Genomic DNA, 21,923 nt, shown 5'->3' on the forward strand with positions numbered 1-21,923 from the left:
GTTCCAGCTTGAAGGTACGCATAGTCAGATATCACTGTCTGGGTGAATCGAGAATGGCGTCCATATTACCGCCGCAGGCCGCGTGGTTACAGGTGTGTGGAGATGCGAAGCTGAGTTTTAAGTCACGGAATCAGGTTTAAGAGTTCTCCGTTAGCGAAATCACCGATGTTTGCGTTGATAGTTTGGGGGCACTATTTGATGTTTGGCCCAGGAGTTATTCTTTTTGCAGTCGTAGCTGAATTTCAACAAACCGAAGCTCCTATTGAGCTTAGGGTCAGTGTTATCGCCTTTGGAATTTTTGTAACTTGGATAGGCAAGAAAATTATAAACGTAATGTCTGTAGCTAATACGTGGTACAGATATCGCTAACTAAATGATGTTGAACTAAGCCGTTTCGCATCGACAAGTAAGCCCTAAGGTTGGGCATTAATGACCGCTTCGGGTCGGAAACCGACCTCTTTCCCAGCTGACTGACGGGTGACAGGTGAAGTGACCAGAATAGTCGCTTATCGGCACAAAGCCGCCACAGCTAATGCTTATTGTCTGTTCATGGCATTGCTGATAGGTTGTGTTATCGCAGCTTCTTGTTGCTACTGGATGCTTCTCGTTAGGCCATGATCGGTTTATTGGTTACCTCCCTCCACCGTCTTCTGTCACATCCAATGCGTACCTTGCAAGCTTACCAACCTTGCACAACAAGGGGCGTCCATAGATGTTATGTGCTTCCATATTCGACACAGCCATCGGCTTTCTAGGAATTACTAGTAATTCTATACCTTTATGATAAAGTCACCCTCCGTCGTAACGATTGCAAAAGGAGAGATACATGGCAAAGCCACCTGTGCGCATTCCAACAGAAGTTAAGGATATTGCTGATGCTATCAGTTCTGGGCAAGTAAAGAATGCCAAAATGGAGTGGAATAATGATGGGTCTGTGATCTTTAGCGCAGATTCTCCTGATGGGAGTGCTCGTATAACAATGCAAAAACATGAATTTGCAGGTGTTAGCCAAGAGTCTCAAGTAAACATTTCAAAACCTCGCAATAAGGCAGAACGCCAAGAGCGTGTGAAAGTATTGAAAGCTCAGGGGAAAACTCAAATGGAAATATCCCACTATACAATGACTTCACAAAAAACAGTTTCTAACGATATTAAGGAACTCAGAGAAAAAGGACTCCTAGATTAGTAACAAGTCTAAAATGTAGGGAATATTCTATGACTACTGAAACAACAAAAACATGCAAAAAATGTGGCCACACATCGGTGCTTGTCGTATGGCAGCTTGGCCATAAAGATACAGACAGCGTCGCCTGCCCCAAGTGCCATGAAATACTTATTGAATGGAAAAAAGAGCCTATTTCTTACTTTGTTAAGGGTTCACCCAAAAGTTAATCACACATAACAAGCGCATCCACTGCGACCGCCTTCGGTGGCGTGAGATACGGGCGTAAATGACCGCTTCGGGTCGAAAGCGGACGTTGTCGTTGTCCGCTTTGTCCTTACAAACTCAATCCGTAAAATCCAAAGATAGAAACATCCTAGTCTCTCCCTCTGCCACCGGCGGAGAACGGTGCACCACACCAAAGCCTTCATTCTCAAACCAGCCATCACCTTTCAACAGCGCCACATCACCGGTGCTGATTTGCTCGAACCTGTCTGGTTCTATTTCCGGGATACGTTGTTCTCCATTTTCTGGCTCAGGTAGCCACTGGGTTCCAGCGCCGCTAAAGCAGGTAACCATTCGCGCAGGCAGCAAGTCTACATGGAATTTCGGGCACATGGCGCGTTGCAGTGTCGCCAGGCGTACGCCGATCTGTTCCGGTTCGAACAGGCACTGGTACATCTCGACCAGTTCACAGATGTTGTTGATCAGCGCTTCTTTGCCGTCCCCAACTGTAGAAGCAAAGTTAGGCAGTGCACGGCTCAGCTGTGCTGTGATTTCTTCGCGCATCTCTTCGCCGGTGCCGATGAGGCAACGCAGGTTGACCTGTCGGTTGGATTCGGTGAGTTGGGTCATGTAGTGCTCGATCTCGTGTTCGAGGTCGCGTTGCCAGACGGCGAGGTTGCATTCGGGCTGGTAGATCTCGCCCAGAACTTCGGCTTGGTCACCAATACGTGCAACCCGGGTAGGCTGCTGGGTTGAAACCGCGTCTATTAATGAACTTTCAGTGGCTGCATTCATTGTTATTAGTGTCGTTATCAGGATTCGTTGGAAAGGAAAGCGTTAACTGCTTTTTGCAATGTTATGTTATAACAATAACAAAAGAAGGAGCTGTGCAGAACCGGCAAGACACTCTGCCTTGTTCGCACCTTCCATAAGCCTACGAATAACGACGACCTCAATGACACGCGCCTATTTCCAACAGATCGAACCCAGCCCCCAGGGTACTGAATTTTCCAAAGATGATTTTTTAGAGCAGCTTGCCTGGACCCGTGACGGCCTGATCCCGGTGATCACTCAGCAGCATGACAGCGGTGAAGTACTGATGATGGCCTGGATGAACCGGGAATCATTGGCGCTGACGCTCAGCACGGGCTGGGTGACCTACTGGTCCCGCTCGCGCAACAAGCTATGGAAAAAAGGGGAGAGCAGTGGGCATCTGCAAAGGCTGATCAAGCTGCGTATCGATTGCGACGGCGACACCTTGCTGTGTCTGGTAGACCAGGACGGTGCTGCGTGTCATACAGGACGTGATAATTGTTTCTATTTCTCTTAGGCCCGACGATCAGGTGGTGCGTGTAAACGCAAATATGCCCGGTGCGCAGAAGGAAGCGGAGGCTAGTGATGAATAAGATGGTTAACCCTAATTCGGGTGAAGAATCACAGCCGGTTCGCACACTGCCGGACATTACTCAGTCCACAAATGCATCCGTGCAATCCACCCTGGATTGGGTAGGAATGGCGGGCATTGCGTTGCCGGTTGGATTGAAGGATCGGGATCAGGGCGTGGTGAAGTGTGATGCTAGTGTGCAGACCTACGTGAATATCACCGATCCGGCGACCAAGGGCATTCATATGTCCCGACTGTACCTGTTGTTGCAGGAACGCTGTGCAGAGAGTCCTCTGACCCCCCGTTTACTCAGTGATCTGATGCACTCCCAGTGTGAGAGCCAGGATGGAATCAGTGACGCGGTGCGTCTGCATCTTAGCTTTGATTACCTGCTGAACCGACCTGCGCTGAAGAGCGAGTATGCCGGTTGGAAAGCGTATCCCGTTGAGATCGATGCGGAGCTTCGTGAAGGCTTAGTAACCATCGACCTGAAACTGAGTGTGCCGTACTCCAGTACCTGTCCTTGTTCAGCGTCGCTGTCCCGCCAGTTGTTGGAGGAGGCGTTGCAGCAGGACTTTGCGGATGAAACCACGCTAAGCAAAGCGCAGATCAGTGAATGGCTGCTGAGCGACCGCGGTTCGATTGCAACGCCGCACAGCCAGCGTTCCTGGGCCTATCTGAAGCTACGTTTGGAGAGCGAGTCAGTGGATGATGGCTTCCCACTGGTTCAGCTGGTGAATGTGGTTGAAAACGCACTGCAGACACCGGTGCAAACCGCGGTAAAGCGTGAAGACGAGCAGGCATTTGCCCAGCTAAACGGCAGCAACCTGATGTTCTGCGAAGATGCCGCGCGTCGTATCCGTGGTTCGTTGATGCAAGAAGAGTTGATCCGTGATTTCTGGCTCAAGGTCTCGCACGAAGAGAGCCTGCATGCCCACAACGCGGTCGCTATCACTACCCGTGGTGTAGCGGGTGGCTTCACCCCACAATTGAACGGCTAACGGAGAAGATATTATGGGAAGTACACTGATTCTGAATGCCTGCGTTGTGAATGAAGGTGAACAACGCACCTGTGATGTGCTGATAAAAGACGGCCATATTGAAGCAATAGGTAGCGACCTTCAGCATGAAGCCGCGGATCGTGTAATCGATGCCAGCGGTTTGCACCTGTTGCCGGGTATGATCGATGACCAGGTTCACTTTCGTGAGCCGGGCCTGACCCATAAAGGTGATATCGCCAGTGAATCGACGGCGGCAGTAGCGGGTGGTATCACCAGCTACATGGAGATGCCCAACGTAGATCCGCCAACATTGAACATGGATGAGCTGGGCAAAAAGTTTGCGCGGGCGTCGCAGCGTTCGGTGGCGAACTACTCGTTTTACCTTGGTGCCAGCAACCACAATATCGACCAGATCCGCGCCGTTGATCCAACCCGCGTCTGCGGGGTGAAGGTGTTTATGGGCGCCTCCACCGGTAATCTGCTGGTGGACGACCCTAAAGCGCTGGATCTGATCTTCCGTGATTGTCCGATCCTGATTGCCACCCATTGTGAAGACAGTCGGATGATCGATGCCAACGCCGAACGGATCAGTGCGCAGTACGGAGGTAAGGTGCCGGTGGAGATGCATCCGGTGATCCGTGATGTGGATGCCTGTTACGCCTCCAGCTCCATGGCGGTGGAGCTGGCTAAAAAACACGGCAGTAACCTGCATGTGTTGCACCTGACTACCGAGAAAGAGCTGGCGCTGTTTACGGCGGGCAATCTGGCGGATAAACGGATTACTGCTGAAGCCTGCGTGCACCACCTCTGGTTTAGCGATCAGGATTACCCTGAACGTGGCAACCGCATCAAGTGTAACCCGGCGGTGAAAGCACTGAGTGACCGGGATGCCCTGCGCGAGGCGGTGAGAAATGATGTGATCGATGTGATTGCCACCGATCACGCGCCGCATTTGCTAAGCGAAAAGGAACAACCGTATATGCAGGCGCCAGCAGGACTGCCTTTGGTCGAGCATGCCTTGCCGATGTTGCTGGAGCTTTACCAGCAGGGTGTGTTTACCCTGGAACAGGTGGTGCAGAAAGCCTGCCATAACCCGGCAATTCGCTATCAGGTGGCTAACCGGGGCTTTATTCGTGAAGGTTACGCCGCTGACCTGGTGCTGGTGGACCTGAACGCGACACAACAGATCCAGGATGGATCGGTCCGTTACAAGTGCGGCTGGACGCCGTTTACGGGTGAACGCTTCCGTGCCCGCATCTGCCAAACCTTTGTTAACGGTGTGGAGGTGTTTGATGGCACCCAGGTAATCGCCAACACCGAAGCAGCGCAGGCGCTGAGCTTTAACAGGCGCTAACCCGCCGCATCCTGCAGGAACAGCTGCACCAGATTGAGCAGCAGCAAAATCGCGGCGATGCCCTGCCAGACCCGGGTCGGGTTTTTCTCCAACAGCGGCTGGTGGCGCACCTTAGCTTCCAGCTGCGAGTTGGGGACGGTCAGGTCCTGAATAAACTCCGACAAGGCGTTGTAGCGATGGGCCGGGTTGGGTTGCAGCGCCTTGCGCAGGCAACCTTCCATCCACAGCGGCAGATCACGTCGGTGCTGGATCGCTGGTGTGTAGCTGAATTCAGAGTAGTGACTGATCTGCACCTGTTTCACACTGCGCTCGGCAAACGGCAACTTGCCGGTCAGCATCTCGTAGACAATCACTGCTAAGGAGAACAGGTCAGCGCGGAAGGTACCGGATTCGCCCATCAGGTATTCTGGTGCCACGTAGTTGACCGATCCCTGCGGCACCGACTTATCCAGTGGTGAGTTCATCTCCTCAATGCCGGCGATATGTACGGTGCCAAAATCAAGAATTTTCACCCGGCCGTCACCATCGATCATGATGTTTTCCGGCTTTAGGTCCTGGTGGATCATATCGGCACGCTGGAAGGCGCGCAGCCCTTGGATTATTTGTGTGGCCAGACGGCGCACTTCGTCCAGGCCCGGTTCGGGGTGGTCGTTGATCCAGTCGCGCAGGCTCATGCCTTCGATATGTTCACCCAGATAGTAGAGAAAACGTTTCGCCCGTGTAGGACGGAAGGTTTTCATTACGTTGGGATGGTCAATCTTCTGGCCGACCCACTCCTCGCGGATAAAGCCATCCAGATAGAGCGTATCTTCGCTGAAGTTCATGGAAGGTGCTTTCAGCACATAGTGCTCGCCGCTTTCCAGATCCTTCACCTGATACATATGGCTGCGGGTGCCACTGAAGATTACATCCAGTACTTCGTAGCCGTCGATCTTGTTGCCCACCTCCAGTACCGGTGGGATCGGCAGCTGGGTGAGGCGGTTGTGGCTCTCGTCCAGGGTTTCCTGCGGTAGTTGATCGACTGAGAGCAGCAGGGCGGTGAGGTTGTCATCGCTGCCCTTGTCCATTGCCATCTGCACCAGATCGGCAGCGGTTTGTTCCAGATCACCACCTTCAGATAATCGATTGCTGATCTGGGACGATTTCAGGAATTCATGCACGCCGTCGGTGGTGAGTAGTAACTGAGTGCCGGGTTCCAACACCATGGAGTTGTAGTCCACCTCCAGATGTTGGTCGCCACCCATGGCGCGGGCCAGATAGTTGCGGCCCGCTTCGCGGCGGGTATGGTCCTTGGTCAGCAGCTCTAGTTCACCGTTCTGAAAACGGTAGATACGGGAGTCGCCCACATGGAACCAGTGCACGGTGTTGGATTTAATGACCAGGGCAGAGAAGGTGCAGAGCATGCTGTCCTTCTCCCGGCTCGCCTGGCTGTTTTCCTGATGCAGCCAGTTGTTCAGGCCGGTCAGTACACGGGACACTGAGTGTTTAACGCTCCAGCTGTGTGGCGTACTGAAATAATCCTGAATAAAACCGGTGACACAGGTCTGGCTGGCGATATGGGATTCGGCACAACTGCTGACACCGTCGGCGATGGCCGCGGCCACACCCTTAAACTCCAGGTCGATCCCTTCCGGCTGCTGCGCGGCAAAGGCGTCCTGGTTGATCGCCTTTACACCGGCGATCGACTTGCCGCCGAAACGGACGCTGAGTTTAGTGCGGGGTGGCTGCTGGCTGGTCATCATAGTGCTCTTTTTGTTCTTGGTGTTGGGCATCGCGTTGCGATGGCCAACCTACAATGTGCGTAGGTTGGTCATCACGCAGTGATGCCCAACGATTCAGTTCAGGTTATGAAACCTCGATCAGCTCGACGGTGCCGTCTTCTTTCACTTCCGCCATGTGACCTTTTGGTTCTTCCAGGAACAGCAGGGCGATAAAGCCCAGTACCGCCGTACAGGCGATTACGCTGAAGAAGATCTCGTAGCTCACCATGGATAGCACGGTCAGGTAGAACACCGCACCCACGTTACCGTAGGCACCGGTCATACCAGCGATCTGACCGGTCAGACGACGTTTGATCAGTGGTACTACTGCGAATACCGCACCTTCACCCGCCTGTACGAAGAAGGAACACGCCATCGCTGCACCTACGGCCAGGAACAGCGGCCAGGAGCTGTCGATCATCGACATGGTGGCGTAACCCACTGCCAGACCGGCGGTCAGGATCAGTAGGGTTTTCTTACGACCAAAGCGGTCACTGATCCAGCCACCACCCGGGCGGGACATCAGGTTCATGAACGCATAGGCAGAAGCCAGCAGACCCGCGTACACCATATCCAGCTCGAATACGTCAGCGAAGAACAGCGGCAGCATGGAAACCACGGCCAGCTCAGAACCGAAGGTAGCGAAGTAGAGTACATTCAGTACCGCAACCTGCTTGAACTTGTACTGGTGAACTTCCGGTACCGGCTTCTCGAAGATCTCGCGGTTAACGTTGTAGGCGCTGTAGCAGTCATAAATGAAGATCAGGCCCAGGGACAGGTAGATACCCAGTGCTACTGAGTCAGACAGCATGGAGACACCCGCTGGAGACAGTTTCCAGGTCAGCAGCGACAGGGCAGCATACATCGGAATCTTCATGATCAGCAGGAAGACAAAGTCGGACTTACTGGTCACTTCCAGACCGCCGATCTTCTTCGGTTTGAAGTAGGTGGAACCCTTTGGTGTATCGGATACGTTTTTGTACCAGATAAAGCTGAAGATCAGACTGAAGGCACCGGTCAGAGCGACAGCGTAACGCCAGCCGTCTTCACCGCCAAACAGCAACGCCAGAGTTGGCAGGGTCATCGCACCTGCGGCGGAACCGAAGTTACCCCAGCCACCGTAGATGCCTTCTGCGGTACCCAGTTCGTTCGCCGGGAACCACTCACTCACCATTCGGATACCGATTACGAAACCGGCACCGATGAAGCCCAGCAGGAAGCGGGAGATCGCCGCCTGCATAAAGCTGTCGGAGAGGGCAAACATGAAACATGGGATGCTGGCGAGGAACAGCAGCGCAGCATAGGTGATGCGTGGACCAAACTTGTCGGTCAGCATGCCGATGATGATACGGGCCGGAATGGTCAGCGCCACGTTCAGGATCAGCAGGGTTTTTACTTCGGACTTGGTGAGGCCGAGGGATTCGGCGATGGAACCCAGCAGGGGCGCGTGGTTAAACCAGACGAAGAAGGTGATAAAGAAAGCGATCCAACTGAAGTGCAGGATCTTCATCTTTCCCGTGAAGGAAAGCAGGTTAAGTTTTCCGCTGTCATGCATAAATGTGCCCTCTATAAAAACGCAAAAAGGCGTTCAGCCCGCTCCCTTTGCAGGGGGCGGGGCATGAACGCCTTTGTTCAAAATTGTGCGGCAGAAGCGGTAAATGCGCCTTGGTGGTGCGCCATTGCACCGGGCTGGATTGGGAGGCCGCTTTGCCTGACTTAAGCTGTATCCCCAGTATTTATGGGGCTTAGGGCTTAAGCCGCTTTAACTTTGTCGTTACCGGTGGTTGTTTCAGCCGTTGAAACAGCGCCGGTTGTTTCTTCTGTAGTATCGTTTTGCAGGTTGCGTGCCAGCTTTTCTTTTTTGGCCGGTTTTGCAGCTGCGCCACTCTCTTCCGGCTTACGCTGTTTCTCGTACAGGAAGCTCAGCACAGCGGCACGGTAGTGGTTGTACTGCGGGTCATCCGCCAGCTCGATGCGGTTGCGCGGGCGGGGCAGGTCGATCTCCAGAATCTCGCCCACCGTCGCTTCCGGACCGTTGGTCATCATCACGATGCGGTCAGAGAGCAGTACAGCCTCATCCACGTCGTGGGTGATCATGATCACGGTGTTGCTCAGCTCGTTCTGGATCTCCATCAGGGAGTCCTGCAGGTGGGCTCGGGTTAAGGCATCCAGCGCACCAAACGGCTCGTCCATCAGTAGTACTTTCGGCTCCATTGCCAGCGCACGGGCGATACCGACTCGCTGCTTCATACCACCGGAGATCTCATCCGGGCGTTTGTGCATGGCGTGGGTCATGTGCACCAGTTCCAGGTTGTGTTCGATCCACGCCTTCATTTCCGCCTTGCTCTTCTTGCCCTTGAAGACCTGCTTAACCGCCAGCTCCACGTTTTCATAGGCAGTGAGCCAAGGCAGCAGGGAGTGGTTCTGGAACACCACGGCACGCTCAGGGCCGGGTTCGTTGACTTCTCTGCCGTCCAGCAGCACGCCGCCCTTGGTGGCTTGATACAAGCCAGCCACGATGTTCAGAACGGTGGATTTACCACAACCGGAGTGACCGATCAGGGAGATGTACTCGCCCTTTTTGATCTTCAGGTTGACGTTGTCCAGGGCCTTAAATGGGCCTTTCGGGGTTGGGAACTCGATATCAACCCCGGTCAGTTCGAGATGTGTCGTAGTCATGATTCGTCTCCTTGTGAGGTTGAATTAGCGCAGTACCGCGGTCTTATCCCAGGACACTTTCTTCTGAATCAGCAGCATGATGCGGTCGAGCATGAAACCGATCAGACCGATCACCAGTACCGCCACCATAATGCGGCCGAGGGAGTTGGAACTGCCGTTCTGGAACTCGTCCCAGACAAACTTACCCAGGCCCGGGTTCTGTGCCAGCATCTCCGCGGCGATCAGTACCATCCAGGCGATACCCAGGGAGAGACGCAGACCGGTAAACATCATCGGAATGGACGATGGCAGTACGATCTTCACCACGTGAGTCATGAAAGAGAGACGCAGTACCTGGGATACGTTCTGTAGATCCTTGCTGATGGCAGATACACCCACTGCGGTGTTCAGCAGTGTTGGCCACAGACAGCAGAGAGATACGGTCACCAGCGAGGTGATAAAGGACTTGGCAAACATCGGATCTTTGCTGACATAGAGTGCACTGACTACCATGGTCACCAGTGGTAGCCACGCTAGCGGTGAGACCGGTTTAAACAGCTGAATCAGGGGATTCAGCGCGGAGTAGAGCGGTTGGTTCAGACCGATCATGATGCCCGCCGGAATCGCGATCAGGGAGGCCAGTACGAAGCCAGCCAGTACGGTGACCAAACTGGTTCCGATCTGGTCGAAGAAGGTCGGCTTACCGGTGTATGGACGGATCTTTACCTTCGCATCCGGGTTCTTGGCCAGCTTCTTGGCGTTACGTTTTTCCTGACGCTCGTAAAACGCCACTTCTTTATTGCGCTCCGCCTGATGTTCGTCGATCAGGCCGAGGGTTTGTTCGTAAACCTGTACAGGCCCGGGAAAGGTACCCAGTGAGGTGTGAATGTTTTTTGCACCGATGTCCCAGATCAGCAGAAACACCAGGATCCCGATCACCGGCATAATCAGCTGCTTGAAGAAGCTCAGTACTGATGCGCCAGGGTTCTCGCTCTGGAAGATCGCCAGTACAGGGCTAAATAGGTTGGTAGATGAATGACTCATAATGGATACTCCCGCGCTTACTCTCTCTCGCTCTAAGGCGCCCCCAGGCGATGCCCGGCCCGGAGGCGCAGAGGATCAGATCTTCTGATCGTCTTTCAGACCGATCTCAAACTTCTTCAGGTACTCGTTCGGCTTGGTGCCGTCGTAGGTGATACCGTCGATGAAGTGGGTCTGAGGCTTCTTGAAGCCGGATTCAGACGCGAAATCCGGGAATTCGTCAGCACCGATCACACCGTCAGCGATCAGCTCTTCAGCGGCTTTGCGGTAGATGTCTGGGCGGTAAACCTTCTTGGCAATGTCCATGTACCAGCTGTCCGGTTTCTGCTCTTCGATCTGACCCCAGCGGCGCATCTGCGTCAGGTACCAGATCGCGTCGGAGTAGTACGGGTAGGTGGCGTTGTAACGGAAGAATACATTGAAGTCCGGTACCTGACGCTTGTCGCCTTTTTCGTATTCGAAGGTGCCGGTCATGGAGTTGGCGATTACGTCGTAGTCGGCACCCACGTACTGGGACTGGGACAGGATTTTCACCGCTTCAGGGCGGTTGGCGTTGTTGTTCTCATCCAGCCATTTGGCTGCACGGATCATCGCTTTCACGACACGAATGTGGGTGTTTGGAAACTCATCCGCCCATTGTTTGGATACACCGAATACTTTCTCCGGGTTGTCTTTCCAGATCTCGTAGTCGGTTACAACCGGTACACCGATACCTTTGAATACGGCCTGCTGGTTCCATGGTTCACCTACGCAGTAACCGTAGATGGTGCCGGCTTCCATGGTGGCCGGCATCTGTGGAGGAGGGGTTACGGACAGCAGCGCATCTGCATCGATCTGACCGGAAGTGTCACCTTTGTGTGGTGCGTAGTAGCCTGGGTGGATACCGCCCGCAGCCAGCCAGTAGCGCAGCTCGTAGTTGTGGGTAGATACCGGGAATACCATACCCATGTTGAACGGCTTACCGTCTTCCTTGTACTTCTCTACCACCGGTTTCAGGGCGTCGGCCTTGATCGGGTGTACCGGCTTGCCGTCCGGGCCATTTGGTACGTGTTGCTTCATCTGGCTCCAGATGTCATTGGAGACAGTGATAGCGTTGCCGTTCAGGTCCATGCTGAATGCGGTGATGATATCGGCTTTGGTACCAAAACCGATGGTGGCCCCCAGAGGTTGACCCGCCAGCATATGTGCACCGTCGAGCTGTCCATCAATCACACGGTCCAACAGGACCTTCCAGTTTGCCTGTGCTTCCAGCTGAACGTAGAGGCCTTCATCCTCGAAGTAACCTTTTTCGTACGCAACAGCCAGTGGCGCCATATCGGTCAGCTTGATAAAGCCGAACTTAAGATCTTCCTTTTCTGGTTCGCCCAGTTCCGCCATGGCGGGCAGTGAAGCCAGGCTGGCAGCCAGTACTGCGGTGCGAATTGCACGACTTAGCAGGGAGTGTGATTTCTTAGACATAGCCATCTCCGTTGATAACCCAAAAAAAAAAAGGCGTTGTTCTCCCGGCTCTTATAGCTGGGTGAACAGACGCCTTTGCCTGATTCGGTTCCGGTTGTTTGTAAAACCCCCAACACTGTGGGTTTTCCGGATGTTTATCTCGTACCGCCATTGGTACGTTTGATGGCTAGGCTATAGCAGGGGATGTGCCAGTTTTTAAAAGTTGTTCTATATCAGTATCTTAAGAATAATTCGGTTGTGAATAATACAAACTGTTGGGTTTTGTTGCGCTGCAATATAGGGCGGCGGATTTTAATCAGGCATCGTTTTGGGACGATGTTTAATATCCGTTTTGGGGCAGGTGCACCGATATTGGATCAGCGAGTGCACCTATATGAGGAGATTAACGGAGGTGAAGGAGATTCAGTCGTCGAGATGCAGTGAGTTCAGATATCCCTTTATTTCGGAATAAGCACTTTTAAACGAGATTCCGAGGCGTAATCCATAGGGCTGAGATAACACAGAAATCAGGTCGCCTTTAAATACGTAATAGCTGTCGCACTCGGGCAGCATGATTTCAAAGGCCATAAAGTGATCGGCACCTCGCATGGATTTAAACTCGTCCAGCTTATAGCCTTCCGGAATGCGTATCTGGCATCCGCCAAAACTGATGTCTTTTACAAGACCCTCTAACGGCTCCCTTTCGCTATACACCCTTGCCAGCAGCGTACAGGGATAACGGGGTTCTTTGCGTAAATCCTGAAGATAGATCTCTTTAGGGTAGTTCAGCATCAATAACCGGCTTTTGTGCCCGGCCACTTCCAGTACAGAGGTTTCAAAGGCATAGACAACGCCTTTATCGACAAGCCTGATAACCAGATTCTCTTTCACTTTAAAAAAAGCTTCGTACCACTGTAGAGGGATTGTGACCTTACAGTGACCCACTTCAAGCTCTTCGGTTGTTGGTAGATGCGCAACAATTGCATCATGACCGTCAATGCCCACCAGAGACGTTAAGAATCTGAGCTTTCCATCCTGGGATGATATTTGAATACGGGTTCCTGCCCGAAAGTTTGGTAACTGGTCGACGGGTGTTACGTTGATGTTTTGCATCGGCGCTTCCCCTTTATTCCATCGCTACGTCCAAACGATCGTTTGTTATTCTGCTGCCTTAATGTTTAGTAATAATTGGTTATGAGAGTTGGGACTATTTTGCGAAAACGTTGGTATTTTTTGTGGGAAATACCAGATTGGAAGGTAAGCCGGGCATTGGAAAATTGGCGAAATCGAAAGGGCAGGGGGAATCAGGCGCAGCAGAAAGGGGAGAACTAACGCCTGATTTTAGACGGCTTATGCTTCAGAATCTTGTCCGGATTTATCTGCCGGCTGCTGTTCTTCCGCATTGGTGTTTGCAGCCTGCTCCTGCTGCTTAACCTCTTCGGTATCCTGTCCACCGCATACACCACAACATGAACTCATATGGCCTCCTTATGGTTGTTTAGGCGTTTTTGTTAAATCGTTGTTGAGAGCGATATGGATAGTAACCGAGTAAATCAGTCGGGAACTTGACCAATGTTAGTTTCCCGACCGGATTTTTCTTTAGGCGTGTTGCGATAGCCGGTCCAGCCCCAGCGCATTGGAGTATATGTCGTGGCGGTATACCTGCCGTGCGATCTGGTCCCGATCACCACCGCTCCACTGACCCCAGCGCTCCATCTGCTCCAGCATCAGGTGCGCGTGACTGAGGGATGGGCAGTTCACACCGGGGCCGAAGAATGACTGCATGATCGGCAGCACAGTATCGGTATGGCCTAACGGGATGGCACTCTGATCCAGATACGGCGGCAGCTTGAGCAACTCAAGTGCTTCCGGATGATTGTCGCTGAAGCTGAGCCACTCGCAGGCGTTTACCAGCGCCCGAATCAGCGCCGCGTGGGTATGCGGATGGGCATCCGCCCAGCGCTGGGTGACCCCAAACACTTTCTCGATCGAATCGGGCCAGATCTGATACCCGGTGAGTGCAACCCTGCCTTCACCACACTGTTGTGCGAGGCTGTTCCAGGGTTCGCCGGCGCAATAACCATCGATCATATGGTCACGCATGGTGCTGATCATTTGGGTGGGCGGCACGGCTATTAACGTAACATCGTCATCGGGATTGATACCGCTGGCGGTGAGCCAGTAACGCAACTGATAGTGTTGGCAGGAGTAGGGGTAAACGGTTGCGAACACCGGTTTGGTGCGTAGTGTACCAATCCACTGTTTGAGGGCGTTACCCACTTCGGCCGGATTGGGCCGGTCACGCAGCTGCGGGCTCAGTGCCCGATACAACTCGGCAGAAAGCGTGACGGCGTTGCCGTTCATGCTCAGGGCAAGCGCGGTCACCATCGGTGTGGTTTGCGATCCGAGGCCCAGTGTGGCGGCCAGCGGCATCGGTGAGAGCATCTGGGCGCCATCCAACAGGCCAAAGCTGACCTTGTCACGAATGTTGGCCCAGTTGGATTCACGGGACAGGACTACATTGAGTCCTTCCGCTTCAAAGAAACCTTTTTCACGTGCGATAACCAGTGGCGCACAATCCAGCAGCGGCACGAAACCTAGCTTTAAGGCTGTTTTTTCAGGTGTTGCAATACTCATACTTCGTGGTTCCTCGTACTTACCGCTTGCCTGCGTTCGGCAGGGTAGTGAGCTCCAGGATATCGATCACGCTCTGGGCCACTTCCACCAGTTTCTGGCTGCGATCCATCGCCAGCTTGCGCAGGGTTTTGTACGCCTGCTCTTCATCACATCCCTGATGTTTCATCAGCATCCCCTTGGCCTTTTCAACCACTTTACGTTCCGATAGCTGGGACTTGGTTTTCTCCAGCTCGGTTCGCAGGGAGTGGTAGGCATCAAACTGGGCGATGGCGGTGTCCATGATCGCTTTCACCCGGTCGGTTTGCAGACCGTCGGCGACATACGCACTGACGCCGGCACTGATGGCGGCGGAGATGCTCTCGCGGTCGTCGGCTTTTTCGGCAAAGAAAACGATCGGGCGTGGATTACTGCGGCTCATTGCCGCCATGCTTTCGAGCGTGTCTCGGTTGGGGGAGTCCATATCGATAATCACCATATCCGGACTGAGTTCGCTGACCTGATCACAGAGTCGGCGCGAATCGGACAGGTGACACACCACCTTATGGCCAAGCGCATTCAGGGCATCAAACAGCGCCTCGGCACGGGTGGGTTCGTCATCGATAATCAATACATCGAGTGAACGGGAGTCTTTCATCTACTACCTAACCTATTTGGAGCGAGATAAAGACTCTGCAATAAATGTGCCTTTATGTTTTTGTGATTGTTGGCACGGCCATTGCTCTACCAGGGTATGGAGTTTGGAGTTAACTGAGCTTCATTTTGCGTTAACTAAGACGTTTATAGTTGCTGGGCAATGTCGCCCGATACCGGTCTCTCCTGGCCTGGTATCGGGCTTTTTTTTTGGAGGTTTCACATGAATTCTAAAACGACCTGTCCTTACTGTGGTGTGGGCTGTGGCGTAGAAGTCATGCGGGATGCAGGGCAGGTAAGCGGGGTTCGCGGCGACACGAACCATCCAGCCAACTTTGGCCGACTGTGTGTAAAAGGTTCAAGTCTGCATGAGACACTAGACAGTCAAGGTCGCCTGTTAAAACCCTATGTGGATGGCCAGCCTGTGCACTGGGATGATGCCCTGAATGAGGTCGCTGCACGTTTTGCCCGCACTATTGAGGAGCATGGTCCTGACTCTGTTGCACTGTATTTGTCGGGTCAGCTTCTGACCGAAGATTACTATGTTGCCAATAAACTGATGAAAGGTTTTATTGGCACTGCGAACATCGATACCAATTCCCGTCTGTGTATGGCATCCACGGTGGTCGGCCACAAACGTGCCTTTGGTACCGACACCGTACCGGGCTGTTATGACGACATCGAAGTCGCTGACCTGATTGTACTGGTCGGCTCCAACACCGCCTGGAACCACCCGATCCTGTTCCAGCGCATGGTGCAGGCGAAAAAGAACAATCCCGATCTGAAAGTGGTGGTGATCGATCCGCGTGAAACGGCTACCTGCCGTCTGGCGGACCTGCATCTGGCCTTAAAGCCGGGCAGCGATACCCGTCTGTTTAACGGCCTGCTGAGCTGGCTGGCGGGTAACGACTACTTGGATCAGGACTATATCAAGCGCTACACCGATGGCTTCGAGTACGCGTTGGACGCAGCCGTAAACAGCGCCGGTGATCCTCGCCAGCTGGCGGAGGATTGTGATCTGCCGGTGGAATCACTGCTTACCTTCTTTAACTGGTTTGGTGCCACGGAAAAGACGATCACCTTCTTCTCGCAGGGCTCCAACCAGTCCGCCAGCGGTGTGGACAACGTCAACGCGATCACCAACTGCCACCTGGCAACCGGCCGTGTCGGCCATCCCGGTCAGGGCCCGTTTTCGCTCACCGGTCAGCCCAATGCTATGGGTGGTCGCGAAGTGGGCGGCCTGGCCAACCAGTTGGCGGCCCATATGGATTTTGATGAGGTCTCGATCGACCGGGTTCAGCGTTTCTGGCAGGCACCAAACATGGCCACGCAGCCGGGCCTTAAAGCGGTGGAGCTGTTTCAGGCGATTGAACGGGGTGATGTGAAAGCCGTCTGGATCATGGCTACCAACCCGGTGGTGAGTCTGCCGGATGCGGATCAGATCAAGCGGGCGTTGGATAAGTGTGAAACCGTGGTGGTGTCCGAGTGTGTCAGTGGCAGCGATACCGCCAAGTACGCCGATATCCTGTTGCCGGCGACCGGCTGGAGTGAGAAGGACGGTACGGTAACCAACTCCGAGCGTCGTATCTCCCGTCAGCGTGGATTGATTCCGGCCACCGGTGAAGCCCGTCATGATTGGTGGGCTTTGTGTGAAGTAGCTAAACGTCTGGGGTATGGGGAGGCATTTAACTACAGCCATCCCCATGAAATTTTTGCTGAGCATGCTGAACTGTCCGGGTTCGAGAACAATGGCAGTCGAGACTTCGATATCAGCTATTTCACCTGTATCGACCGCTTCACCTACGACAACCTCAAACCCGTACAGTGGCCGGTCACCGCAGACAAACCGGAAGGCACCGCGCGTCTGTTCGGCGATGGGGAATTCTTTACGCCATCGGGACGTGCCCGCTTTGTGGAGATCATTCCACGGGCGCCGGTGCAGCAGCCAACCGACCGTACGCCACTGGTGATGAATACCGGCCGTATTCGCGATCAGTGGCACACCATGACCCGCACCGGTACCGCGCCGCGCTTGTTCAATCACCGGGAGGAGCCGTTTGTGGAAGTGCACCCGCGTGACGCGGCGATCCGCAATATCAGCAACGGCACCTTGGTGAAAGTGACCAACAGCCAGGCCAGCTACTTCGCCCGTGCGCGGATCGAAGAGGGTCAGCGTAAAGGTGAGATCTTCGTGCCGATGCATTGGAACGAAGCCTTTACCTCGCAGGGACGGATGGGCGCGCTGGTGGCCCCAGTCACCGATCCGCTCTCCGGCCAGCCGGAATCCAAGCACGCTGCTGTGCAGATGGAACCGCTCAATGAGAAATGGGAAGGCTGGCTGCTCACCGCCAAGTCGATCTCGGTACCCGAGGTGGATTACTGGGCACGTATCCCCAAGACCAACTGTGATGCCTACCACATTGCGGGCCTGGATGCGGTGAAGAGCTGGGAGCAGTGGTGTATCGACCATCTGGGCGAAGCCGACCTGTGGATTGAGGACCCGGCGCGCCGGTCATTCCGGGCGGCAGGTTTGTTGCACGGGCGCCTGAATTGGGTGCTGTTGATCACTCCATACAACAGTTTTCCATCCACCGACTGGATCGATCAGCTGTTTACGCAGCCATCGCTGGACAGCCAGCAGTACCGCTATCTGTTGAGTGCCACCAACGTGGAGATGGAAGATCCGGGCACCATTATCTGCAGCTGTTACCAGGTGGGTACCACTGCCATCGACAAGGCGATCAAGCAGGGTTGTGGTTCGGCTGCGGCACTGGGTGAAAAACTCAAGTGTGGAACCAACTGTGGCTCTTGTATTCCTGAGTTGGAAGGTTTCTTTACCAAGGCCGGATAGGCGTCTGTATCTGAACTAAAGACTGTTTTATCACGCCGTTTGTGATGGGGAATTTGGAGAGGTTTTCCCGTCGTAAGCGGCGTTTTTTATATGCCGGAATAATTGTTGATGCGCGTCAATGCCGCACCCCACGGTGAGGAGGAGACTGAACTCAAGGAACGAGAACTAGACTGAAGGGGAAACCTTAATGAGCATCGAACACCACGACCTGGTACATGACTTTCCAGAACTGCGTGAGCGCATCCACGAGAAGAAAATGTCTGACGCACATTTTGCTCGCCTGTTTAACGAGTATCATGATTTGACCAAAGACGTGGAACGTATGGAAACCGAGATCGAGCCTGTGACTACACAGACCGAGGAGGAGTACAAACTGAAACGTGTGCAGCTCAAAGACAAACTGTATCAGATGCTGATCAATTGATCGGTATCCTGAAATAGAAAATACCCGCCAGTGAGCGGGTATTTTTTTGCCTGATGGGCAGGCTTATGTTGCCTGTTTAGCGGGTTGGTTGGGCGCGATATGCCAGATCACTTTACCAAGCACCCGATGCTGGGGTTGCCAGCCGATCTGGTCACTGCCGGTACTGGCTGGATTGTCACCCCGCAGGCGCAGTTCACCGCTGTCATTGATCGCATCAATACGCTTAATGATGGTGAGAAAACGTGGATGGTTGAGTACGACCACGTCACCAACGCAGAAGTGCATGCCCCGCCAGCGAAAACTGACGACGTAGTCGTTATTGTTGTAGTAGGGCGACATACTCTGGCCCCTTACCCGGTGTACCTGCAGTGACATAGATCGGCTATTCCCCGGTTAACCCAGTTTCGGGTAAACCACCTGCATCGCTGGTGGATAAGGACATTCAGCGGTGTAAGTGTCCACACCCTTGGTTGCCCAGAAGGCCGCGGCAAACTCGTTTACCAGCGTCAGCAGTTTCTCACCGTTTTCACGGCCGATATGCTGCTTGCAGGCAGAACCGGCCAGCATGATGCTGTGTACCAGTTCGTTGGTGTTCGGGAACTGCTCAAACTGCGGTTGCTTGAAGTAGTCACCCCAGATCACACGCACTTCGTCTTTGACCTTGGTGGCATGTGTTTCTTTCTCGGCAACCAGGCGGGCCAATTGGGCCTGATCTGCCAGGGACAGGTTCTCCTTTTCACCCAACTCCGCGATCAGGTCCATCAGGCGGATCACACTCAGTGCCGCAATCTGGGCTGTGGCCGGATCGTAGATTTTGCAGGGAATATCACAGTGTGCGTCTGCGCGATCAAATGAGAAGGTGTTATCCAGACGTTTAAACAGAGCGTGCATCATTCTTCAGACTCCCCTTTGCGTGCCGCAGCCTTACGACGCGAACGTACAACCAGTGCACCCGCACCGATCACCGCTGCGATGGTACCGTAGAACAGCAGGTGGTTAACGTCGCTGAACCAGTGGGCGTGGTCGTGGCCCGGGTGTGCCTGAGCTGCGCCGGACACGGCGAGCAGGGACGCAATCGTCATCAATTTTGCAGATGGCTTGGTCATTGTGTGTTTCTCTTTGAGTTATTGTGAGATTAATGAGTCAGCAGAGGCGGTCTGACCGGCTCTGCTTGTTGGGTATTACCGCTGTGAGTGCCCCGATGCCGTATCAGGGCCAGATAGGTGCGGCTGGCCGCTTTCAGCAGTGCATCGGCACGGGATTCATAGCACTTGGGGCAGAGCCTGCGCGGCGACTGCTCTTCGTGATCGCGCAGCGCATTCAGCACGTAGGTGTGGGATTTCTGCAGCTCAATTTCAGCCAGCTCTGGCAGGTTCTCCCGCAGGTAGAGATCGGCCAGGTTGTGGTAACTCACAACCACGGCAGCGATCGCCTCTTCGGCATCCCGCGATTGCGGGTAGAGGGCGCAGGCGACCGCTTTGGCATTTTCATAATGCCGGATCGCCTCACCGTTGCGCTGTGCGTTAAAGCAATCGTTTCCTGCGGTGATCGCGCTTTTCCACTGATCTATCGGCTGTTCCATCGTCGATTACCTTCCCTGGCTTAAATTCCGCCTTTCGTCAGTTTGGTTGGATACAGCAGGCGGGCCAGCTCTTCACGGGACAGATCGGTGTTCTCTTCCGCTACATCGATAATGGCGCGTTTCTCTTTGTAAGCCTGCTTCGCAATCTCCGCCGCTTTCAGATAACCGATGATCGGGTTCAGGGCGGTGACCAGAATTGGGTTCTGGTGCAGGGCTTCGGTCAGTTTCTCTTCGTTAACGGTGAAGCTGGCGATCGCTTTGTCGGCCAGCAGGGTGGTGCTATTGGCCAGCAGCTCAATGCTGTTCAGCAGGTTGTAGGCGATCATTGGCAGCATTACGTTCAGCTCCACGTTGCCGGACTGACCACCGATGGTGATCGCGGTGTCGTTACCGATCACTTGTGCGGCGACCATTGCGGCTGCTTCCGGGATCACCGGATTGACCTTGCCCGGCATGATGGACGAGCCCGGCTGCAGTGCTTCCAGGGAGATCTCGCCGAGGCCGGCCAGCGGACCAGAGTTCATCCAGCGCAGGTCGTTGGCGATCTTCATCACTGACACTGCGGTGGCCTTAAGTTGGCCGGACAGTGCCACGGCGGTGTCCTGGGAGCTAATCAGCGCGAACAGGTTCTCACCTGGCGTGAACGTAATGTTGGTCAGGCCGCTCAGGTTCTTGTTGAAGGCGCGGGCAAAATCCGGGTGAGCATTGATGCCGGTGCCCACGGCGGTGCCTCCCTGAGCCAGGGTTTGGATCGCCGCCTGCATCGCTTCCAGGTTCTGGATGTTCTGGCGGATCTGTGCCGCCCAACCGTGCAGGGACTGGTCCATGCGCACCGGCATGGCGTCCATCAGGTGGGTGCGACCGGTTTTACAGTAGTCTTTCACCGCATCCGCTTTGGTTTCGATGGTGCTGAGCAGGTGGCGCAGGGCGGGCAGTAGTAGGTGGTCCAACTGCATAGCCGCACTCACATGGACCGCGCTTGGGATCACATCGTTGCTGCTCTGACCGAAGTTGACGTGGTCGTTGGCGCTGATGGTTTCGCCCAGCTTGCGGGAGGCGAGGGTGGCGATCACCTCGTTAACGTTCATATTGGAGCTGGTGCCCGAACCGGTCTGGAATACATCCACCGGGAAGTGTTGCATCAGGTTGTCGCTTTCCAGCAACTCTGAGCAGACGGAGATAATGGCATCGGCTTGCGGCTGGGTCAGGCATTCGAGCTGGCTGTTACTGATCGCCGCAGCAGATTTGATCAGCAGCAGAGCACGGATAAAGGCCTCGGGCATCGGCTGGCCGCTGATCGGGAAGTTGTTGACGGCTCGCTGGGTCTGGGCGCCATAGAGGGCATCGGTCGGTACGTCCAGTTCGCCCATGCTGTCCCGTTCAATGCGTGTAGTGCTCATAGTGATTCCTTCTACGTTTCTGGTCGATTGACTGGTTATAGGAAGTAGTGGCTCAGAACAGAGAGATCGTTGTGCAGCTTTCTGATCTGCTTCTTATCTGTTTGAGTACTGGCAAGCCGTTCCATTGCAATTAATGGCTTGTAGATCTGGTCAAGACAGAGCACCCGCCAGTGGGTTGCGATACAGCTATCGCAGATCGTTTCCAGCAGGGTGGTGTAGGTGCGCATGTGCACAGCATGCCGTGCCGCAGCTGGCCGGTAGGCACTCGCACGGGCTTCGCCCAGGGCAAGGTAACGATCCAGCAGACAGGGATTGTCAGGCTGATGGCCGTTGCGGATCATGCGTTCCAGCGTGTTGTAATCAACTGTCTCATTCAG

Annotated in this window: 23 protein-coding genes; 7 read left to right on the plus strand and 16 right to left on the minus strand. The window is 54.2% G+C overall.

Annotation, left to right across the window (positions count from 1 at the left end):
• Window positions 1-826: 826 nt before the first annotated feature.
• Window positions 827-1,186, plus strand: coding sequence for a hypothetical protein (locus tag ACEQ15_RS15275; protein WP_370280089.1), 360 nt, complete (start codon window positions 827-829; stop codon window positions 1,184-1,186).
• Window positions 1,187-1,215: 29 nt separating this feature from the next.
• Window positions 1,216-1,392 carry a hypothetical protein gene (locus tag ACEQ15_RS15280; RefSeq protein WP_370280090.1) on the plus strand — a complete coding sequence of 59 codons (177 nt, stop codon included), beginning with the start codon at window positions 1,216-1,218 and terminating at the stop codon, window positions 1,390-1,392.
• A gap of 115 nt (window positions 1,393-1,507) precedes the next feature.
• Here the strand turns inward: ACEQ15_RS15280 and ACEQ15_RS15285 are convergent, their stop codons facing one another.
• Window positions 1,508-2,182 carry a DUF1826 domain-containing protein gene (locus ACEQ15_RS15285; RefSeq protein WP_370280091.1) on the minus strand — a complete coding sequence of 225 codons (675 nt, stop codon included), beginning with the start codon at window positions 2,180-2,182 and terminating at the stop codon, window positions 1,508-1,510.
• 160 nt (window positions 2,183-2,342) lie between these two features.
• On the opposite strand from ACEQ15_RS15285, the gene hisI reads away from it, so the two are divergent.
• From hisI to ACEQ15_RS15300, 3 genes are all read left to right on the plus strand, one after another.
• The gene (gene hisI / locus ACEQ15_RS15290; RefSeq protein WP_370280092.1) at window positions 2,343-2,717 is read left to right on the plus strand and encodes a phosphoribosyl-AMP cyclohydrolase; all 375 of its coding nucleotides are present in this window, start codon (window positions 2,343-2,345) and stop codon (window positions 2,715-2,717) included.
• A gap of 68 nt (window positions 2,718-2,785) precedes the next feature.
• On the plus strand, window positions 2,786-3,772 hold the full coding sequence (gene folE2 / locus ACEQ15_RS15295; RefSeq protein WP_370280093.1) for a GTP cyclohydrolase FolE2: 987 nt from the start codon (window positions 2,786-2,788) through the stop codon (window positions 3,770-3,772).
• A gap of 13 nt (window positions 3,773-3,785) precedes the next feature.
• Complete coding sequence (locus ACEQ15_RS15300; RefSeq protein WP_370280094.1) at window positions 3,786-5,126, plus strand: dihydroorotase; 1,341 nt, start codon at window positions 3,786-3,788, stop codon at window positions 5,124-5,126.
• On the opposite strand, the gene ACEQ15_RS15305 is transcribed toward ACEQ15_RS15300, so the two are convergent.
• The 9 genes from ACEQ15_RS15305 to ACEQ15_RS15345 all read right to left on the minus strand — a co-directional run bounded on the left by ACEQ15_RS15305 (window position 5,123) and on the right by ACEQ15_RS15345 (window position 15,293).
• The gene (locus tag ACEQ15_RS15305; protein ID WP_370280095.1) at window positions 5,123-6,865 is read right to left on the minus strand and encodes a protein kinase; all 1,743 of its coding nucleotides are present in this window, start codon (window positions 6,863-6,865) and stop codon (window positions 5,123-5,125) included. The two genes, ACEQ15_RS15300 and ACEQ15_RS15305, sit on opposite strands and share 4 nt — an antisense overlap.
• Window positions 6,866-6,971: 106 nt before the next feature.
• The gene (locus tag ACEQ15_RS15310; RefSeq protein ID WP_370280096.1) at window positions 6,972-8,441 is read right to left on the minus strand and encodes a NarK family nitrate/nitrite MFS transporter; all 1,470 of its coding nucleotides are present in this window, start codon (window positions 8,439-8,441) and stop codon (window positions 6,972-6,974) included.
• A gap of 197 nt (window positions 8,442-8,638) precedes the next feature.
• Window positions 8,639-9,565, minus strand: coding sequence for an ABC transporter ATP-binding protein (locus tag ACEQ15_RS15315; RefSeq protein ID WP_370280097.1), 927 nt, complete (start codon window positions 9,563-9,565; stop codon window positions 8,639-8,641).
• 24 nt (window positions 9,566-9,589) lie between these two features.
• Window positions 9,590-10,588, minus strand: a complete 999-nt coding sequence (locus tag ACEQ15_RS15320; protein WP_370280098.1) for an ABC transporter permease — start codon at window positions 10,586-10,588, stop codon at window positions 9,590-9,592.
• A 75-nt stretch (window positions 10,589-10,663) separates the two neighbouring features.
• Window positions 10,664-12,043, minus strand: a complete 1,380-nt coding sequence (locus ACEQ15_RS15325) for a CmpA/NrtA family ABC transporter substrate-binding protein (RefSeq protein WP_370280099.1) — start codon at window positions 12,041-12,043, stop codon at window positions 10,664-10,666.
• 402 nt (window positions 12,044-12,445) lie between these two features.
• Entirely contained in the window at window positions 12,446-13,135 is a 690-nt protein-coding gene (locus ACEQ15_RS15330) for a flagellar brake domain-containing protein (protein WP_370280100.1), read from the minus strand.
• Between the two features lie 237 nt (window positions 13,136-13,372).
• Complete coding sequence (locus tag ACEQ15_RS15335) at window positions 13,373-13,501, minus strand: hypothetical protein (protein ID WP_370280101.1); 129 nt, start codon at window positions 13,499-13,501, stop codon at window positions 13,373-13,375.
• Window positions 13,502-13,621: 120 nt separating this feature from the next.
• Entirely contained in the window at window positions 13,622-14,659 is a 1,038-nt protein-coding gene (locus ACEQ15_RS15340; protein WP_370280102.1) for a CmpA/NrtA family ABC transporter substrate-binding protein, read from the minus strand.
• 19 nt (window positions 14,660-14,678) lie between these two features.
• Window positions 14,679-15,293: an ANTAR domain-containing response regulator gene (locus tag ACEQ15_RS15345; protein WP_370280103.1), complete on the minus strand. Its 615-nt coding sequence runs from the start codon at window positions 15,291-15,293 to the stop codon at window positions 14,679-14,681.
• Between the two features lie 219 nt (window positions 15,294-15,512).
• Between ACEQ15_RS15345 and ACEQ15_RS15350 the strand changes: the two genes are divergently transcribed.
• Window positions 15,513-18,140, plus strand: a complete 2,628-nt coding sequence (locus ACEQ15_RS15350; RefSeq protein WP_370280104.1) for a molybdopterin-dependent oxidoreductase — start codon at window positions 15,513-15,515, stop codon at window positions 18,138-18,140.
• 187 nt (window positions 18,141-18,327) lie between these two features.
• A complete protein-coding gene (locus ACEQ15_RS15355) occupies window positions 18,328-18,564 on the plus strand; it encodes a YdcH family protein (protein ID WP_370280105.1) in 237 nt (78 codons plus the stop codon).
• 63 nt (window positions 18,565-18,627) lie between these two features.
• Here the strand turns inward: ACEQ15_RS15355 and ACEQ15_RS15360 are convergent, their stop codons facing one another.
• The 6 genes from ACEQ15_RS15360 to ACEQ15_RS15385 form a co-directional block, all read right to left on the minus strand.
• On the minus strand, window positions 18,628-18,939 hold the full coding sequence (locus ACEQ15_RS15360; protein ID WP_370280107.1) for a S24/S26 family peptidase: 312 nt from the start codon (window positions 18,937-18,939) through the stop codon (window positions 18,628-18,630).
• A gap of 18 nt (window positions 18,940-18,957) precedes the next feature.
• A complete protein-coding gene (gene sodN / locus ACEQ15_RS15365; protein ID WP_370280108.1) occupies window positions 18,958-19,458 on the minus strand; it encodes a superoxide dismutase, Ni in 501 nt (166 codons plus the stop codon).
• Window positions 19,455-19,670, minus strand: coding sequence for a hypothetical protein (locus ACEQ15_RS15370; protein WP_370280109.1), 216 nt, complete (start codon window positions 19,668-19,670; stop codon window positions 19,455-19,457). Before ACEQ15_RS15370 ends, sodN begins: the two co-directional genes overlap by 4 nt.
• A gap of 29 nt (window positions 19,671-19,699) precedes the next feature.
• Complete coding sequence (locus tag ACEQ15_RS15375; RefSeq protein ID WP_370280110.1) at window positions 19,700-20,146, minus strand: hypothetical protein; 447 nt, start codon at window positions 20,144-20,146, stop codon at window positions 19,700-19,702.
• A gap of 20 nt (window positions 20,147-20,166) precedes the next feature.
• Window positions 20,167-21,546 carry a class II fumarate hydratase gene (locus ACEQ15_RS15380; RefSeq protein WP_370280111.1) on the minus strand — a complete coding sequence of 460 codons (1,380 nt, stop codon included), beginning with the start codon at window positions 21,544-21,546 and terminating at the stop codon, window positions 20,167-20,169.
• A gap of 35 nt (window positions 21,547-21,581) precedes the next feature.
• Window positions 21,582-21,923, minus strand: a 342-nt coding sequence (locus ACEQ15_RS15385; RefSeq protein ID WP_370280112.1) for a hypothetical protein, incomplete at its 5' end; no start/stop codon positions are given.

This window comes from Pontibacterium sp. (assembly GCF_964228735.1).
GTDB lineage: Bacteria > Pseudomonadota > Gammaproteobacteria > Pseudomonadales > Balneatricaceae > Pontibacterium.